18 protein-coding genes are annotated in these 17810 nt (G+C 34.7%); 10 read left to right on the forward strand and 8 right to left on the reverse strand.

Going from position 1 to position 17810, the window contains the following annotated elements; all coding sequences use genetic code 11:
- Positions 1 to 157 precede the first annotated feature (157 nt).
- The 6 genes from FJOH_RS26925 (at position 158) to FJOH_RS05040 (ending at position 4361) form a co-directional block, all read left to right on the forward strand.
- Positions 158 to 319 (forward strand): hypothetical protein, encoded by a 162-nt coding sequence (locus tag FJOH_RS26925; RefSeq protein ID WP_159436627.1) that lies wholly within the window; start codon positions 158 to 160, stop codon positions 317 to 319.
- A complete protein-coding gene (locus tag FJOH_RS27195) occupies positions 319 to 567 on the forward strand; it encodes a hypothetical protein (protein WP_235022998.1) in 249 nt (82 codons plus the stop codon). The genes FJOH_RS26925 and FJOH_RS27195 overlap by 1 nt, the downstream gene beginning before the upstream one ends.
- A gap of 101 nt (positions 568 to 668) precedes the next feature.
- The gene (locus FJOH_RS27200; RefSeq protein ID WP_235023013.1) at positions 669 to 890 is read left to right on the forward strand and encodes a GNAT family N-acetyltransferase; all 222 of its coding nucleotides are present in this window, start codon (positions 669 to 671) and stop codon (positions 888 to 890) included.
- Between the two features lie 337 nt (positions 891 to 1227).
- Positions 1228 to 2184, forward strand: a complete 957-nt coding sequence (locus tag FJOH_RS05030; RefSeq protein WP_012023050.1) for a hypothetical protein — start codon at positions 1228 to 1230, stop codon at positions 2182 to 2184.
- Between the two features lie 148 nt (positions 2185 to 2332).
- On the forward strand, positions 2333 to 3280 hold the full coding sequence (locus tag FJOH_RS05035) for a hypothetical protein (protein ID WP_012023051.1): 948 nt from the start codon (positions 2333 to 2335) through the stop codon (positions 3278 to 3280).
- A gap of 142 nt (positions 3281 to 3422) precedes the next feature.
- The gene (locus FJOH_RS05040) at positions 3423 to 4361 is read left to right on the forward strand and encodes a hypothetical protein (protein ID WP_012023052.1); all 939 of its coding nucleotides are present in this window, start codon (positions 3423 to 3425) and stop codon (positions 4359 to 4361) included.
- 398 nt (positions 4362 to 4759) lie between these two features.
- Here FJOH_RS05040 and FJOH_RS05045 read toward each other — a convergent pair whose 3' ends face one another.
- The 3 genes from FJOH_RS05045 to FJOH_RS05055 all read right to left on the reverse strand — a co-directional run bounded on the left by FJOH_RS05045 (position 4760) and on the right by FJOH_RS05055 (position 7586).
- A complete protein-coding gene (locus tag FJOH_RS05045; protein ID WP_012023053.1) occupies positions 4760 to 5413 on the reverse strand; it encodes an HD domain-containing protein in 654 nt (217 codons plus the stop codon).
- A gap of 388 nt (positions 5414 to 5801) precedes the next feature.
- Positions 5802 to 6794 carry an acyl-ACP desaturase gene (locus FJOH_RS05050; protein WP_012023054.1) on the reverse strand — a complete coding sequence of 331 codons (993 nt, stop codon included), beginning with the start codon at positions 6792 to 6794 and terminating at the stop codon, positions 5802 to 5804.
- A gap of 45 nt (positions 6795 to 6839) precedes the next feature.
- On the reverse strand, positions 6840 to 7586 hold the full coding sequence (locus FJOH_RS05055; RefSeq protein ID WP_012023055.1) for a lysophospholipid acyltransferase family protein: 747 nt from the start codon (positions 7584 to 7586) through the stop codon (positions 6840 to 6842).
- A gap of 126 nt (positions 7587 to 7712) precedes the next feature.
- On the opposite strand from FJOH_RS05055, the gene rnpA reads away from it, so the two are divergent.
- The 4 genes from rnpA to FJOH_RS05075 all read left to right on the forward strand — a co-directional run bounded on the left by rnpA (position 7713) and on the right by FJOH_RS05075 (position 11478).
- Positions 7713 to 8111: a ribonuclease P protein component gene (gene rnpA, locus FJOH_RS05060; protein ID WP_012023056.1), complete on the forward strand. Its 399-nt coding sequence runs from the start codon at positions 7713 to 7715 to the stop codon at positions 8109 to 8111.
- A gap of 77 nt (positions 8112 to 8188) precedes the next feature.
- Positions 8189 to 9037 carry a DUF4349 domain-containing protein gene (locus FJOH_RS05065; protein WP_012023057.1) on the forward strand — a complete coding sequence of 283 codons (849 nt, stop codon included), beginning with the start codon at positions 8189 to 8191 and terminating at the stop codon, positions 9035 to 9037.
- On the forward strand, positions 9034 to 10671 hold the full coding sequence (locus tag FJOH_RS05070; RefSeq protein WP_012023058.1) for a S41 family peptidase: 1638 nt from the start codon (positions 9034 to 9036) through the stop codon (positions 10669 to 10671). Before FJOH_RS05065 ends, FJOH_RS05070 begins: the two co-directional genes overlap by 4 nt.
- A gap of 3 nt (positions 10672 to 10674) precedes the next feature.
- Entirely contained in the window at positions 10675 to 11478 is an 804-nt protein-coding gene (locus FJOH_RS05075) for an OmpA family protein (protein ID WP_012023059.1), read from the forward strand.
- 235 nt (positions 11479 to 11713) lie between these two features.
- Here the strand turns inward: FJOH_RS05075 and FJOH_RS05085 are convergent, their stop codons facing one another.
- The 5 genes from FJOH_RS05085 to FJOH_RS05105 form a co-directional block, all read right to left on the reverse strand.
- Positions 11714 to 12355 (reverse strand): DUF1579 domain-containing protein, encoded by a 642-nt coding sequence (locus tag FJOH_RS05085; protein WP_012023060.1) that lies wholly within the window; start codon positions 12353 to 12355, stop codon positions 11714 to 11716.
- An 80-nt stretch (positions 12356 to 12435) separates the two neighbouring features.
- A complete protein-coding gene (locus FJOH_RS05090) occupies positions 12436 to 13404 on the reverse strand; it encodes a DUF4837 family protein (RefSeq protein ID WP_012023061.1) in 969 nt (322 codons plus the stop codon).
- 48 nt (positions 13405 to 13452) lie between these two features.
- A complete protein-coding gene (locus FJOH_RS05095) occupies positions 13453 to 15285 on the reverse strand; it encodes a lytic transglycosylase (RefSeq protein WP_012023062.1) in 1833 nt (610 codons plus the stop codon).
- A 110-nt stretch (positions 15286 to 15395) separates the two neighbouring features.
- The gene (locus tag FJOH_RS05100; RefSeq protein ID WP_012023063.1) at positions 15396 to 16583 is read right to left on the reverse strand and encodes a phosphoglycerate kinase; all 1188 of its coding nucleotides are present in this window, start codon (positions 16581 to 16583) and stop codon (positions 15396 to 15398) included.
- Between the two features lie 216 nt (positions 16584 to 16799).
- A complete protein-coding gene (locus FJOH_RS05105) occupies positions 16800 to 17774 on the reverse strand; it encodes a PorP/SprF family type IX secretion system membrane protein (RefSeq protein ID WP_044048232.1) in 975 nt (324 codons plus the stop codon).
- Positions 17775 to 17810: the final 36 nt, after the last annotated feature.

The following is a 17810-nucleotide window of genomic DNA, read 5'->3' on the forward strand; positions in this document are numbered from 1 at the left end:
ATGTCTTGCCAAATGTATGTTTTATACATCTACATTTTGTATGTTTGTCGAGTAATAAAACCGCATATCTTTCTTACAAAAACGAAAGATTAAAGTCAGTGCACACTAAAATGTGGTTTTCCGTACAAAAAAATTTATTAATCAAATATTCATCACAATGGCAAAACCAATCAAAAATACTCCTGTTTTAAGAGGTAAAGAGGCCATTAACTTTTATAAATCTATTGATTCTAATAGAGATAAAAAAGTTAGTGCTGATACTTTGAATTCAATTAGAACTGACGCGAGTAAATTAAGAGAAATTCTAAAGGAAAAGTAATGCCTTTAACTGGTTTTTCATTTTCAAAATTAAATACTACAACAAACATTCTTCCTTTTGAATGTGGAGACGATGATTTGAATAGCTTCCTTAGCAATAAAGCTATTCCATATAAAAAAGAACTCTTAGCTACTACATATTTACTTGAAAGTGAAGATAAAACTATTGCTTATTTAAGTATTTACAATGATGCTTTAGCTGTTCAGGAAAAAGATTTCGCTTCAAAAGTACTTTCAATAGATTATTAAAAGAAATCATTTCTCATCCAAAAAGACATTTACGACAATTCCCCGCAATTAAAATTGGAAGACTAGCTGTCTGTGAATCAACAAAAAAAGAGAGAAAAGGAATTGGCAGAGCGTTAGTGAATTTTGTTATTAATTTAGCATTAGAACAAAACAGCAATTGCGCATGCCAACTAATAACTGTTGATGCTTATAGTCAATCATTAAATTTTTACACAAAACTAGGATTCAAGTTTCTTTCAGATAGTGATAAAGGAGATGATACGAGACAAATGTATCTTGACCTTAGACCACTAATGAATACAGCGTATGATATATCTGCATAGAAAAAGAAAAAAGACTGCGGCGACGGAAACTGCGGGTGCGGTTAGTTTTTTTTCTAAGGTGCTGAGGTTCTTCTAAGGTGCTAAGGTGCTAAGATGCTAAGGTTCTAAGGTGCTAAGCTTCTAAGAATTCACAATTAATAATTCACAATTAACAATTAACAATTAAAAAAAGCTGCTTCATAGGTAATTCTATGAAGCAGTTTTTTTTTAGAAGATATCTTAAAAAGTAAAAAATGTCTTTTTTTAATACTTATAAAACTTTTACGGGTCATTAAGCGAAATGATTCGAGATAATTTTGTGCACTTTTAATTTTAACTATATAGATAAACTTTTACTATGAGAAAAATTGCACTATTATTATTATTTAACTACGGCTTTATGTCTGCGCAGACTAAAACGGTAGTTACTGTATATGGAGAAAAAGTAACCATTAACCCTAACGGGATTGGTGATAATTTAGGAAATCATACTGCTACAACGACATTAAATTTGAATAACAACAACATCGATAATGTCTCAACCATTTTTGTAAAAAAAGAAGCCCGGCTGTTAGATAAAAATGCAGGAAACAGTAATTATTTTTCTATAAATAAAAACAATGCCATTTTTGGAATTTACAATTCGCTAACGGCCGGCAATGCTTTATCAATAAGCGAAACAAGTTCTAAAACTACATTTGTTACAACGCAGATAACAAAAGGTACAGACGGATCATTGCCTCAAAAAGACAATGTGCTGACATCTACAGATACAAATGGAAACACTGCCTGGACACCTTTAATTAAAGTTAAAAATGCTTTAACCTTTCAGTTCCTTAACTACAGTACGGGCAGCTCTCAATACAATGCAGCCGCGTTTAACGAGGTTCCCGGTTTAACGGTTACCTATACAGCACCCGCTACAGGAGTCCTAAACCTATGTGCTAATTTGTATAGTATGGTTCCAAACGGTGTGGTGACCAAAACCCCAACCTCTGTTAAAACCGAAATGCACATTACCCTAACGTCTTCTTCGGTTGGAAACGATATCCTTGGAGGTGGTGCATCTACCATTACAACAGCACTGCCTTCGGCTTTTACTAACGGCGGCGGAAACTTTCCTGCTGTTACCACCATTATATCCCAAATGCCTGTAACAGAAGGGCAGACCTACACCTTTACGGTTCTGGCCAAAACAGCAGATACCACGACTGCCGGTGTGGGCAGTGCTGTAGGAAATTATACAAACGGCTCTGTTACGACCTATTCAACGCTAATGGGAACTCTAGCCACAGATCCAGGCTATTTTCGTTAACAAGTGAAATGTTTTTAGTTTTTTTAAAGAATTTCTTAGAGATTAAAAATGTCTTTTTTACTGCTTATCAGCTTTTAAATACTCTTACACAAAAACGGTTCAAAATACTTTTGTCCGTTTTAAATAAAATCATTTATATAAACTTATTATGAAAAAAATAGCATTACTCATAGTACTCAACTGCGGCCTAATGTGCGCGCAGACCAAAACCCTAGTTACGATTAATGGAGAAAGGATAACCATAGACCCGAATGCCGGCGGCGACAATTTAGGAGACCATACTGCCACCACAACATTAAATCTCGATACACACGATATTAGCAGCGCCGCCACTGCTTTTATTAAAAAAGACGCGCAGTTTTTTGACACCAATACGGCCAACAGTAATACTTTTACCGTAAACAAAAACAACGGTACTTTTGGTATTTACAATTCCAGTGCTGGAGCCAATGCCTTATCTATAAACGAAACCAGCTCTAAAACGACTGTAGTAAGTGCCCAAATAAAACAAGGCGCAGATTCGCCTGCCTCAACACCAGATAACAGTTATGTAGCGGTTGCGGGCGATACCAATGGAAATGTAAGCTGGAAACCTTTATACAAAGTAAAAGGCGCTACAACTGACATCACTCAAATCTACTCTATAGACTTTACAAAAATCAATACCTCAACTTTCACTCCTATTGGTAATTTTAGCATGCGTTTAACTGCACCTGCTACAGGAGTACTCTATATTAAAGCTGCTATGATTAATTTCATTATGCTTGCCTATACAACGCCAACATCTATTAAAACCGAAATGGTTATTGCGGTAAATGGAGTACCCATACCTGAAGGTTATGGTGTTTCTTTTATTACAACAGGCGCCACTTCGGCCTATGCAAATAAAACGAATTATCATCCTACTTCTACGAATATCTATTGCCTGTATCCCGTAACAGAAGGACAAACCTACATTTTTTCGGTTATGGCCCGTGTCGCAGATTATACAGATAGTGCTGCTCTTCCATTCAATTATGTTGGCACATATGTCCCAACAGATAGAACAGATAAATATTATAACTCAAGAATGCAAGCAACTCTAGTTGCAGACTAGTATACTTTTTACAAAAAGCTTCTTTAAAGAAACGTAATACACAAAGCCGGGCAGAAACCATTTTTTACAAATTTTTTGCGACTCTAACAAATTCTTATTTCTTTTCTGCCCGCTTTATATAACTCATTAAGATAAAATTATTATGAAAAAAATAGCATTTTTACTCGTACTCAGCAGTGCCTTTATGTCTGCACAAATTAAAACTGTACTAAGCCCATACGGCGAAAAAGTAAACATAAATCTCAGCCCGCCGGGCGATAATTTAGGAAATCATACTGCCACTACAACCTTAAATTTAAATAATAATGATATTAGTAATATAGCTGATATTTATATTAAAAAAGAAGCCCAATTTTTAGATCAAAGCGGCACCAACACTAATTATTTTTCATTAAAAAAAGACAACGGTACTTTTGGCATTTACAATTCACTTGTTGGAAGCAATGCCTTGTCTATAGACGAAACCACCTCTAAAACTACCGTGGTTTCTGCACAAATACCAAAAGGTACAGATGCCTCACTGCCGCAGAAAGATGATATAGCGGTTTCTACCGATGCAAACGGAAACGTAATCTGGAAACCTCTAGTGAGAATTAAAGGCGCCACCATGTTCCAGTTTTTCGTTAGGGCAGATCAAAATTCAAAATTTAACTCTGCGGTTTTTAATCCTGTTTCCAGAATGGAAAACATTCCTTATACTGCTCCTGTAAACGGGGTATTGTATCTTGAGGCCAATTTAATTTCTACCGTTCCGGATATTTTTCTTACCAAAAGCCCAACGGTGGTTAAAACCGAAATGGCAGTTATGGTAGACGGTACACCTATTGGGTATGGTTCTTCTTTAATTACTACAGCACCAGTTTCTACTTTTGCCAATAAAACAGATCTCTTTCCAGCCACTACCACTATTTACTGCCAGATACCGGTAACAGAAGGAACAACCTACAGCATTTCTGTTCAGGCCAGAACACCAGACCAGACCAATGGCGGCAGCTATGTGGGACTTTACAAAGGTAAAGATTCTGACGGAGGTCCTACTGCTATACTATCATCCTTGATGGGAACACTGGTTACAGACTAGTTTAATTTTTACAAAGTCTATCTAAACGAATTTATAAACACAAGCTTCATAGAGATTTTCCTTTATAAAGCTTGTGTATTCTTAATCAGCGATAATTAGGCATAAAAATGTCTTTTTTTAATGCTAAAAAAACTTCTACAGCCTGTTTTTGTGTTTTACACAATTTAATTTTGCAATGTAAAAAAACTATCTAAACAATGACAAAGTTCGAAAAACAAGAAATAGTAAGAGACAACAGGGTTGCCAGATTACTATGGTTTTCAATAGGCTTCTTATGTGCTTTTGGGATAATGTCCTTTTTAAAAGGTTAATTACAGGGTATTATATCCAATAAACGTTTGAAAACAAAAACGGTCTCAGAATATGAAACCGTTTTTTTATTTATAAAAGAACAAAGCTTATTTTAATCCTTCCCACTCTGCATAGAACTGAGCAAGGAATAATTCCATAAAATGATGGCGTTCTGAGGCAATTTGTTTTCCTTTTTCGGTATTCATTTTATCTTTTAAAAGTAAAAGCTTTTCATAGAAATGATTAATAGTCGGGCCATTATTGTTTTTATACTCCTCTTTGGTCATATTGGTTACCGGGGCAATTTCGGGGTTGTACAGAGTTCTGTTTTTAAATCCGCCATAATTAAACGCTCTTGCAATCCCAATTGCACCTATTGCATCTAAGCGATCAGCATCCTGAACAACATCTAATTCGACAGATGAGAATTTCTTTTCAAAATTTCCGCCTTTATAAGAGATATTTTCAATGATATTAACCACATGAAGGATAATGTCTTCAGAAACGTTTTCTGACTCTAAAAACAAACGTGCTGTTTTTGGGCCAATGGTTTCGTCTCCGTTATGAAATTTGCTGTCGGCAATATCATGCAGTAAAGCCCCTAACTGAACAATAGTAAGATCGCAGCTGGTATCACTGGCAATTAAAAGTGCATTTTTGTAAACACGTTCGATATGAAACCAGTCGTGTCCGCCTTCGGCATCGTTTAATTTCTCTTTTACAAAAGCGATTGTTTTAATTATAAGTTCAGAATTATTCATAAATGTATTTGTTTTGTGGTGAAATGGCGCGCTGATTTTACTGATGCAGCAAATTTACACTGGTATTTTTTATAGTTTAAATAAAAAATGTTGATTGTTAAAGCTTTAAAACTTCAACAATCAACAATGTTTTCTATATCAATTGCAAAAATCAATTTCAATGGCAATGGCAAAAATCAATATCAATAGCAATGGCAATGGCAATGGCAATTTCAATATCAATGGCAATGGCAAAAATCAATTTCAATTTATGTCTTCCTGAGCGAAGTCGAAGGACATACAGTATTTGATTTAGCATGAAATCCTTCGACTTCGCTCAGGAGGACAAGCTTCATAAATCATATATCTAAAATCTAAAATCTGCAATCTAAAATCTGCAATCTAAAATCTACAATCTAGCAGGTTCTACCCATTTAAAGATGTGTGATTCTTGTGGAATTACAATTCTTTCTGAAATTTTAGCCATACGGGCTGGTAATTTCATTAGGTAATCACGTGCTTTTTCGGCTTCGTCTGTTAAGTTGGAGATTTTATCAATTTCCCATTTGTTGATTAACTTCTGCATAATTTCAACATAATCAGTAGCTGTGTAAACTCCAATACGCTGTGCAGAATCAGAAAACTGTTCAAAAGCAGAACTGATCTTTTGACCTGATTCTCTTAAAAAGTGAGCCGGCATAACGATTTTCTGTTTCATCATGTATTGAAAAGCCAGCATCATTTCGCTAGGATCAACCTGAAAAATTCTGGTTACAAATTCACTGTAAGCATGGTGATGACGCATTTCGTCACCTGCAATCATTTTACACATTTTAGACAGCTTGTTATCTCCAAATTTTTTCGCAATCTGCGATACTCTGTTGTGAGAAACATAAGTTGCTAATTCCTGAAAACTAGTGTATACAAAGTTTTTGTATGGGTCAGTTCCAGTTCCAATATCAAAACCGTCGTTGATTAAATGCTGTGTTGTCATTTCGATTTCACGCATGTTAACACGACCAGACAAATACAAGTATTTATTTAAAAGATCACCGTGGCGGTTTTCTTCTCCGGTCCATTGTCTGATCCATTTAGACCATCCATTACCGCCGTTTTCCACCTGATCTACTCCTTCTACATCCATTAACCAAGACTCGTATGTTGGCAAAGCTTCTTCGGTAATTGTATCACCTACAAGAGTTACCCAGAAATCGTATGGAAGTTCTTTCGCAATTTCGCGTAGTTCCTTAACCTCCTCAAAGAAGTTTTCTCCTTCAGAATTAGGCAGGAAATCTGACGGCTGCCAAATTTTTTCCACCGGAATTAAATACTGTTCAACGAAGCTGTCCACGTTTTTTTCCAAAAACTGCATCACTTCTAATCGAATGTTTTTTATAGACATTACTTATTTTAAATTTGGGTTGTACGTTTCAGCTCGGACTAAAACTTAAACCTGTTTATACTCATTTACTCCTTCTTTTACTGCTTTTTCAGTAATTTCCATTAATTCTTCAAACTTATAATCTTTTACAGCCAGCGCTTTGTGAGCTGTAAAGGTTAGATGGTTTCCTAAACCTACGGGAAACATTCCGTAACGAACCATCTTCCATGAATTATTGATGCTGACAGGTACTACATACGCTGATGGCGCATATTTACATAAGATTTTTAAACCGCTTTGAGCGAATTCTTTTGGTTTCCCGGTTTTACTGCGGGTTCCTTCCGGAAAAATTACTGCAGATCTAGTGTTTTTTTCTATATATTCAGACAAGCCTTTGATTACTGGAATCGCTTGTTTAGGGTCTTTACGGTCAATTAAAACAGAACCTCCGTGGCGTAAATTAAAAGATACACTCGGGATTCCGCTTCCTAACTCCTTCTTACTTACAAATTTACAATGAAAACGTCTAAAGTACCAAATCATTGCCACGATATCGTACATACTTTGGTGATTGGCAACAAAAATAATGGGAACACCACTAGGAATAGTCTCTACACCTGTAACTTTATAAGTAGTTCCAACAAGGTTGGTGCATCTTAAAAGACAGAAATTTAAATAATCGACACTTTTTTTGTGTGCCTGATATCCAAAAAGATTAAGGCAGATCCACTGTATTGGGTGAAAAACTGCCAGACAAAATCCAAAACATAAATAATAAATTACCGATATTGGATATGAAATTATCTTTTGCATGCTTGAAAAAATTTAACGCCAAAAGTAGTAAATATATTTTTAGCGGTATAAAATTTGAAAACAATAACCGTTTTTATGGTTTAATTGTACCTTTGCCCTTGAAATTGCAACTTTTTTCTGAATTAAATGAACTTCACATACCCTAAAAATGAACGCTTAAAGAGCAAAACAACGATTGGATTACTGTTTTCTGAAGGGAAATCGGTTTCAAAATATCCGCTTCGTTTGGTTTACCGTCAGGCGGAAGAAGCATATCAGGGAAATACTAAAGTGGGCGTTTCGGTTTCTAAGAAATACTTTAAAAAAGCAGTTGATAGAAATTATTTCAAAAGAGTTTTACGAGAAACTTACAGGCTTAACAAACATCTGCTTCTCGATAATCTCGATAAGCCGTATTCTTTCATGCTTTTTTATCAGTCAAAAGACCGATTGTCTTATGAAGAAATTAATACTAAAACAATTCAGCTGTTTGAGAAATTTGTACTGCAGATTAACAAACCCGCAGATTCTGAAAAAGAGAACTAAGCCCTGACTCTCAAAAGGTAAGATAATTAATCAGATTAGATAAAAAAATCGTAGTTTTAGCTTTAAATTGAAATTTTATGCGAAATATTTTCTTTTTGTCTGTTTTCTTCCTGATTTTTTCCGGATGCAGTAAATCTAATGAACCGCAGAATGAATCGATGATGATTTCTGCTGTAAAATTACCTGCAAAAGCAAATGTAAATGCAAATGTAAATGCAGAATCTGATTCTTATGATCGCAATCCGGATTTGTCTGCTCCAAAAATAGAACAGAAAATCATTAAAGAAGCCACTTTACGATTTGAAACCGATGATTTAGAAAATACTTTCAATCAAATTCAAAAAGCGGTTACGGCTGGCAAAGCCACAATTATAAACGATTCTGAAGGAAAAGATTATGGAACCGTTTTTAGAAACCTTACGGTAAAAGTACCAAGCCAGAATTTTGATCGTTTTATAAATGATATTTCAAAAGGTGTATCGTATTTTGAAATTAAAAACATTTCTGCACAGGATGTTACAGAGCAGTTTATAGATTTAACTTCAAGATTAAATACTAAGAAAAAACTTGAAGAACGTTATCTTCAAATTTTGCAGAAAGCGGTTAAAGTGAGTGAGATTTTAGAAATTGAAAAACAAATTTCAGTTATTCGCGAGGAAATAGAAGCCAAAGAAGGCCAATTAAAATATTTGCAGAGCCGTGTTTCTGAAAGCACTGTTACCATAGAATTTTACAAAACAACCGCCGAAAAAGAAGGTGTAAAAATATCCTACGGTTCAAAAATCTGGACAGCAGTAAAATCAGGATTCTTTAGTTTATCTGATTTCTTAATTTCGCTGATCAGCGTTTGGCCGTTTATTATTATATTTTGTGTATTAGCCTATTTTATTAGAAAAAGATTTAAAAGAAAAAAACAACAATCATGAATCGTTATTTCAAAAAGAAATTCATTATACCAGCTGTTGCTGCAGGTTTTTTATTTATTGGAACCAGTTTCAAAGAGGACTTTTTTGAGATTGCCAAGCAAATTGAAATCTTCACAACCTTATTCAAAGCCGTAAACACGAATTATGTAGACGAAACCAATCCGGGTGATTTGATGGACAAAGCCATTAAAAGCATGCTGGGAAGTTTAGACCCGTACACGGTTTATTTTAACGAACAGGATGTTGTAAATTTTAAAATCAACAATACGGGAGAATATACGGGAATTGGCGCCATGATTGCCCGCAAAAAAGACCGCCTGATTGTTCGCGAACCTTATAAAAATTATCCGGCAGACAAAGCAGGATTAAAAGCGGGTGACGAAATTATACAAATTGGTGATGTTTTAATTGCTGATTTTAAAGATGATGCTTCGCAGCTGCTGAAAGGAACTAAAAACACAAAGATCTCAATAAAATACCTGCGTCAGGGAAAAACGTATACGACAGAACTGGTTTTGGACGAAGTCGATATTAAATCGGTTCCGTTTTATGGAAAAATCGATGAGAAAACCGGATATATTGTTCTGGCACATTTTAGCAGAAAGGCTTCTGCCGAAGTTAAAGATGCATTGGAAAAATTAAAAGCGGACGGTGCCACTCAAATTGTTCTGGATTTAAGAGGTAATCCGGGCGGACTTTTAAATGAAGCTATTGATATTTGTAATTTGTTTGTTCCAAAAAATGAAGTTATTGTAACGACAAAATCAAGAATTGAAAAACACAATAACACTTATAAAACAACAAAAGAACCAATTGATACTCAGATTCCGCTTGCTATTTTGGTAAATGGAAGAAGTGCATCGGCATCTGAAATCGTATCGGGAGCTTTGCAGGATCTAGACCGTGCTGTAGTTTTAGGAAGCAGAAGTTTTGGTAAAGGTTTAGTACAGCGTTCTGTTGATTTGACTTACGGAACTCAGTTGAAGGTTACGATTTCCCGTTACTACACTCCATCAGGACGATGCATACAGGCACTTGATTATGCGCACAAAGATAAAAACGGTGTTGCCCAAAAAACAGATGCGAAAAATTTTAATGCTTTTAAAACCCGAAAAGGAAGAACGGTTTATGACGGCGGCGGTGTTTTACCGGACATTGAACTTGAAGAAGCCAAAATGAGCCCCATTACGAGCGCTCTGTTGAAAAATGACGGGATATTTGACTACGCAACATCTTATTACTATAAAAACCCAAATCTGGGCGAAAAAATACCCGTTGTTACTGATGCTGATTATTCGGCCTTCAAACAATACTTAAAAGCGAACAAAATTAGTTTTGATACCGAAACTGAAGTTGCTTTAAAAAATACTTTGGCAGCAGCCAAAAATGAAAAAATTGACGAGACTATTGCTCCCGAATATCAACAATTATTAGCCGCATTAGAGAAAAGTGAGAATACGCTCCTTGACAAAAACCAAAAAGAAATTAGAGGTTTAATTCAGGAAGAGCTTATTAAAAGATACCAATACCAGGAAGGTTTGTATCAGTTATACATTAAGAACAATTCAGAAATTAAGAGAGCAGTAAACGTATTGAATAATCAAACTGAATATAAAACGATTTTAAAAATGTAGAAAATGAAACTTTCCCGGGTCCTTTTTTTGTTTATTATTTACAATTTAGCGGCACAGCAAAAACCAATCGAAACCGTATATTTTGATTTCGACAAATACAATCTTACTGAATCGCAGAGCAAAGTTGTAAATAATTTTATAAAATCGATAGACACGGCAAAAGTTGAATCTATACAAATTTACGGTTACTGTGATGACCGCGGCACTGACGATTATAATTTTCGTTTGTCTCACGACCGGGTTAATACGATACAAAATTTATTAGTTTCATCAGGGTTTAAGGAAAGTAAAATTGTTATTCTTGAAGGAAAAGGCCGTGTTGTGGTAAGGCCTGATACAGTCGAAAATCTTTATGAAACCCGATTACGAAACAGACGCGTTGATTTGATTGTGGTAAAACGCAACAGTTTTGGAAAAGATATTTACTCTTCTTTTAAAGACAAATTAAAGGTTGGCGACAAAATATATCTTGAAAGCATTTTGTTTGATATGGGAAGTGCCAGACTCACTCATAATTCGAAAAGGGAACTGGATAAAATTGCACTGACTCTTTTAAAGCAAAAAAACATACAATTTGAAATACGCGGCCACGTTTGCTGCACTCCTGAAATTTACAGTGACGGAATTGATAAAGACACTAAAGAAAGAAGGCTTTCGTGGAACCGTGCAAAAAACGTTTTTAATTATCTGAGTTCTAAAAAAGTTTCTAAAAACAGAATGCGGTATCAAGGCTGCGGCAATAAATTTCCTCTAAGAATGGGCGATAATTACGATCGGCGGGTTGAGTTTTTGATCACGAAAATCTAAACCATTATTCTAATTATATTGAGATTTTCATATTCTATTTTTCCTTAACCAATACTTCAAACAATAGTTATTACTTGGCTGTATTTAAATGTTTTATATATAAAAAATAAAGCAAAATTAAAAAGTACAAAATTACTTATTGCAACATTGTTGCTCAATATAAAAACCCTTAAAATTAAAAATCCCGATCGCATTTTACGATCGGGATTTTTTAATTTTTCTAGTAAACAGCACATCATTTTTTCTTCATGATAATTTCCATGCTTTTATATTCTGTTCCGTTTTTAGTGTCGAACATTTCCATTTTTCGAGTTGTGGGATCAACAATAGTATAAACTTCTCTGTAAGGTGTTTTCTTACCGTTTAACGGGTTAACCATTTCGCCTTTTAGTTCCATGCTTTTGGTTTTCTCATCGTATTTTCCCATTGCCACCATCATTCCGGTTCCCATATTATCTATAAAGGTTGTCGTGTATTCCTGACTGGCATTGTTGTAGGCTAAAGTACTTTTGCCTTCAAACGGCTGTCCCATCATGGTTCCTTTATAATCAGCTTCCTGATAGCGTCCGCCCAAAATCATTCTAACAACTGCTATTGAAGCTGCTTTTTCTGATTTTCCGTTTGGTTCAGACCAAAAAGTCATATCGCAGTTCCAGGTTCCCACTTCGTCTGCCATCATTTTGTGCGGGTTTCCCGGAGTTGCATAAGCCTGCCAGGCTTTCATTTGTGCCGCCGAGTCTAAGACTGGTTCTGCTTCAGCTTGTTCTGTTTTTACAGTATCTGAATCTTTTTCTGTTATTGTTTCTGTCTTTATTTCTTTTTTACAAGAAACAAAACACATTGCAAACAGTACTAATGCTGTGGTTAATTTTTTCATAAGTCTTTGTTTTTATGTTTGTTATAAAAACAAAAGTAAGAAATATATTAACCACAATAACTTAACTTAAGTTTAGAAAATTATCGCTTGTCTATTTTTACTGATTTTATAATTGCTTCGAGATCGAGCATTAGATCGCGTTCCTGATTTGAGGGAGAATAGCAAAATCCTTCAATTACCAGGATTCGGTTATAAAGAGGATCAACAATAGCGTAATTAATAAAAGGACCGGCCATAAAATCATTTTTCAGCTCCCATGTACCTTTGGTCTCAAAAGCTTCTTTATCGTCTAAATGAGTGGCAGAAAAATAAGGCGCGTAAGCTTCGCCGGTAATCATGGGTGTGTTTGGTTCACGCCCTTTAATATAACGGCCAACAGAATCTCTCATTTTGATAATATTGCCCACTACATTGCCCTTTGTTTTAAAATTGTGCAATGGAATTTGGTATATCAACAAACTGGTGTTGCCGCTAATAATGTCTTTTTTTAGCCAGATAAAATTTTTCTTATGCAAGACATATTCGTATCCTGTTGGAATTTGAATATCGATGTGAAATTTGTTTTTTATAACAGCAGGATTTAAAAGTGATTTGCTGTTGTCTTCCTGAATTTTTTCGATTTCGGCATCACGGATCATTTTGATAATCTGTGCCGAATTTAATTCGATACTGCAGATAATATCGTCTATAGATTTTCCGTAAATGCGAAACGTGTTGTGAGGTAAAGCTTTACTGTGGGTAATTTCAAACTTTTCGTTTGCTGTTTTTTTTACTACAATAATGCTTCGGCTGTCGGTTACAAATCCTTCCAGAAGTTTGGCAGGATATTGATTAATTGTAAAGAGTGGTTCTTCCTGAGTTAGACCTAAAACAGGAGAGGCAAATTTATTTCGGATGGTATCACCAACTTCTCCATACCATAATTGATCGTCGATAATTATGGAAATGGTATTTGTTTTTCCGGAAACGGGCTGCGACTGCTTGTCTGATTTTAAACAAGAAATCAACAGAAACGGAAGTATTAGAAATAAAAAATGGGTTTTATTCATTTTTTTGATTTAATGAAATAAAACCCAAATTTAAATAAGATTTTTTTATTATCCGTTTATTTTAAGTTTCATTCCCGGTTTAATATCTTCATCTTTAATACCATTCCATTTTTTAATATCTGAAATTGTTACTCCAGGATATTTTTTAGAAATACTGTACAAAGAATCACCTTTTTTTACGTAATAATCTTCGCTTGCACTTTTAGCCGATGGAGCTTTTTTCTTGAAAGCGTCTACAGAGTTTGAAGCAATCGCTGTTGTAACAGGCTCTTGAATCTCTGTAACAATTTTAGAAACTACTAATGTTTTTCCTAAACCAATATTATTAGACGTAAGATCATTTAATTCTTTTAAGTCCGCAATAGTCGTACCGAATTTTTTAGCAATGCTTCCTAAATTGTCTCCGGCAGCAACAACGTACTCTACAGTTTGAATTGAAACTTTATCTTTATCATCGTTAGAAGCAATTGCTTCTTCTGTATTTTTCTCGATTGCAGGTATAGATTTAGGTTCTTTAACCACTTTTGCCGAGGCATCTATATCTGATTTAATTTTTAGGGTTCTTCCTAATGCGATTGCATTTGTTTTAAGATTATTCCATTTTTTTAAATCTGAAATATTTACATTGTACTTATCTGCAATCGTTCCTAAGTTGTCTCCTTTTCTAACTTTATAAAACTGAATGTCTTTTGAAGATTCTACAGCTTCTCTAACTGATTTCCCTTTTGGAGCAATTTTAGCTGCTAAACGGGTTGGAATTGTTTTAACCAGAGATTCATGTTCTACATAAGCATAAATTTTATCTTCGTTTGAAACAAAAGCTGCAATTTTATCTTTTGGCAGACGAAGGAAATTCATTTCTCCATGATAAGCCGGGACTATATTCAGTTTGTAAGATGGATTTAAAAGCTGCAGCTGCGATTGCGGCATATCTAATAAATCTGCTAACTGCTTAAATGAGATTTGATTTTTGATTCCAACAGTGTCTGTTTCAAAGTTTTTAACCACTGCTCTTTCCGGATTGATTCCGTGCTCTTTGTGGTATTCAAAAAGGTACATAGTAGCATAAAATGCCGGAACGTATCCTTGTGTTTCTTTTGGAAGATAATTACGAATATCCCAGTATCCTGTTTTACCTCCGGAACGGCGGATTGCTTTTGTAACGTTTCCTGGTCCTGAATTGTAAGATGCTAAAACTAATTCCCAGTCGTTAAAAACGCTGAACATTCTGGTCATGTAATCTGAGCATGCTGCAGTAGCTTTAAGAGGGTCGCTTCTTTCATCGATATAAGAATCGATTTTTAAAGCGTATTGTTTTCCGGTTCCGTACATAAACTGCCAAAGTCCCGTGGCGCCCATTTTAGAAACTGCTTTAGGGTTTAAAGCAGATTCTACAACGGCTAAATATTTTATTTCCAATGGGATTTTTTCTTTAGCGAAAGTTTCCTCGAATATTGGAAAGTAGTATTCTGATAAAGCCATTAATCGAGAAAACGATTTTTTACGATTCTTAAGGAATGACTTTATTATATTTTCTAATCCTTGATTGTATTCTATCTCAAAAGGAGATTTAGCATTCATTGCTGCCAAACGCTGTTTTAAAAGTTCAGTTGGCAGTTCTTCGTCTACTGTCACATCCTTATTAATGGTTTGAATATCTTTTGTCAAATCATCGTAGATGTCTAAGCTTACTAACTCATTCATCCAAAGACTGTCTACTCTTGAAGCAAGATCGTCTTTTTTGAATGTGCTTTTAATAGAATCTAAATAGGACAACTTTACTTCTGGCTTTATTTCCTTTGCATGTTCTGAAGTTTCCTGCGCAAACATCGACATTGAAAACAAAGCGGCAACCACTAAGGAGATTTTCTTTACAATCATATAACATTTTTTTAAAATTCTATAATTCAACCAATTATAGGACTTGTATTTTTGCAAACTTAAAGAGTTTATGCATTAAAAATATGCAAAAAAATGTTAATTGTGATATTTTAGTCTAAAATCGCAGCGATTCCAGGTAAAATTCTTCCTTCTAACATTTCAAGCATTGCCCCGCCGCCAGTTGATACATAACTCATTTTATCTTCAAATCCGAACTGTTTTACTGCTGCAACAGAATCACCTCCTCCTACTAGAGAAAATGCTCCGTTTTTAGTTGCTTCTGCAATAAAATCACCTAAAGCGATAGTTCCTTTTGAGAAAGTTTCCATTTCAAAAACTCCTAATGGACCATTCCAAAGAATTGTTTTTGACTCTAAAATAACTTTTTTGAAGTTCTCTAAAGATTTTGGACCTGCATCAAGACCCTGCCATCCATCAGGAATTGCAGTTACGTCTACAATTTGTGTATTTGCTGTATTTGAAAAATCGTCAGCAGCTACAACATCAACAGGAATGTGCACCTGTACGTTTTTCTCTTTTGCCAATCTCAAAATTTCAAGTGCTAAATCTAGTTTATCATCTTCGCAGATTGACTCACCAATTTTTCCACCTTGTGCTTTAATGAACGTAAAAGTCATTCCACCACCAATAATCATGTGGTCTACTTTGTCTAAGATATTCTCGATAACTGTAATTTTTGAAGAAACTTTAGATCCTCCTAAAACTGCAGTAACAGGTTTTTCGCTGTTTTTAAGTACTTTGTTTAAACTGTCAATTTCTTTTGCCAATAAAGTTCCAAAACATTTATCGTTTGGAAAAAACTGTGCAATAATTGTTGTTGAAGCGTGTGCTCTGTGTGCTGTTCCAAAAGCATCATTCACATAGATATCTCCAAGTGAAGCTAATTCTTTGGCAAAAGCAACATCTCCGGCTTCTTCTTCAGCATGAAAACGTAAATTTTCTAATAATAAAACTTCTCCTGGCTGCAGGTTTTTAGCTGCTGTCTGAGCTGGTTCTCCAATGCAGTTTTCAGCAAACTTAACCTGAACGCCTAAAATTTCAGAAGCTGTTTTTAAAATATGTTTCAAAGAGTATTTTTCTTCAGCACCTTTTGGTCTTCCTAAATGTGACATTAAAATTACACTTCCGCCCTGAGCTAAAATAGCATCGATAGTTGGTTTTGCAGCTTCAATACGTGTTGTATCTGTTACATTAAAATTTTCATCTAACGGCACATTAAAATCAACACGGATAATTGCCTTTTTATTTTTAAAGTCGAAATCGTTTAGAGTTTTCATTTGATAATTTTTTAGTTTTTTTGAAAGAAAAACAAATATAGGACATTTCGGCTTGTGTTAAATTCGAAAAAAACGAAAAATAGTGCATCATTACAACGAAAACGATGTAAACACTGAAAAAAAACAAAAATTTAGGAAATAAAGAAAAAAATCGATCTTCTTTAAAATATAAAAACTTACTGTATTTGATTTACAGTAAGTTTTTAATTGTAATTATTAATCGTGAACCGGGCTTTGCGTACAAGGACAGTTACTAATCGATTGTAAGAAATCAAATCCAATAGTTACGACATGCGTACCTGTATTGTAGGCTCCCAAATCGTTAAACATAACCTGATATGAATATCCAAAATAGAATTTAGATTTCATGAAACCAGCCATTGGCCCAACTGATAAAGGTTTTGGAAACTGGTCGTTTAGGAAACGATACGAAACTCCAATCCAATAGTAATCTTCGTAACGATTGTATCTTCTGTATTTGAAGTTAAAATCGGTAGTAGAACGTTTATCACTCGCAAAATACTGGTAGTAAATAGATGGTTCATATTCGATACGTCTGTTTTCAGCATCTTTGAAAATCATACCTGTATAAACCTGATAGTTTGAAAGCAGGTCTGGCTCAACTCCGCGGTATTTGTTTGTGTTTTTCTTTAAAACGTTATTTGCGTTAAAACTGATATAGAAGTTTTTGTTACGATACAAAGCACTAATATCAAAGTTATTATTTGTTGTATAACGATTGTCTGTTACAGACGGATCCAGAATTGGGTGTTCGATTGTGTTGTTAAACTCATCGATATCAATTCTAAATGTATTAAAGTTATACGAAAGACCAAATGACAAATACTGCTCACCGTAATAATCTAAAATAAGGTGGTGTGCAAAAGAGACTTTGGCTCCTGTTTGTTTAGTATATCCATTTTTATCATTGTACATAGAGATACCAACACCTGAACGATCCAGGATTCTAAAATCGGCATAAAGAGACTGGTTTTGCGGTGCATCTTTAATTCCGACCCATTGTGTTAATCCATTGGCTCTAATACGAAGGTTATCTCCAATACCTGCATAAGCAGGAGAAAGTACAAAAGGGTTATCAGCTAAATACTGAGTAAACACCGGTAGGTTTAACTCTTGGCTGTAACTTGTTGTTACAGCCATGAGTACTAAGGATAAAATAAACTTTTTCATTGTAATAATTTTTTTAGATAACATCATAGGGGCTAT

Origin of the sequence: Flavobacterium johnsoniae UW101 (assembly GCF_000016645.1) — a bacterium.
In the GTDB taxonomy this organism is placed as follows: domain Bacteria; phylum Bacteroidota; class Bacteroidia; order Flavobacteriales; family Flavobacteriaceae; genus Flavobacterium; species Flavobacterium johnsoniae.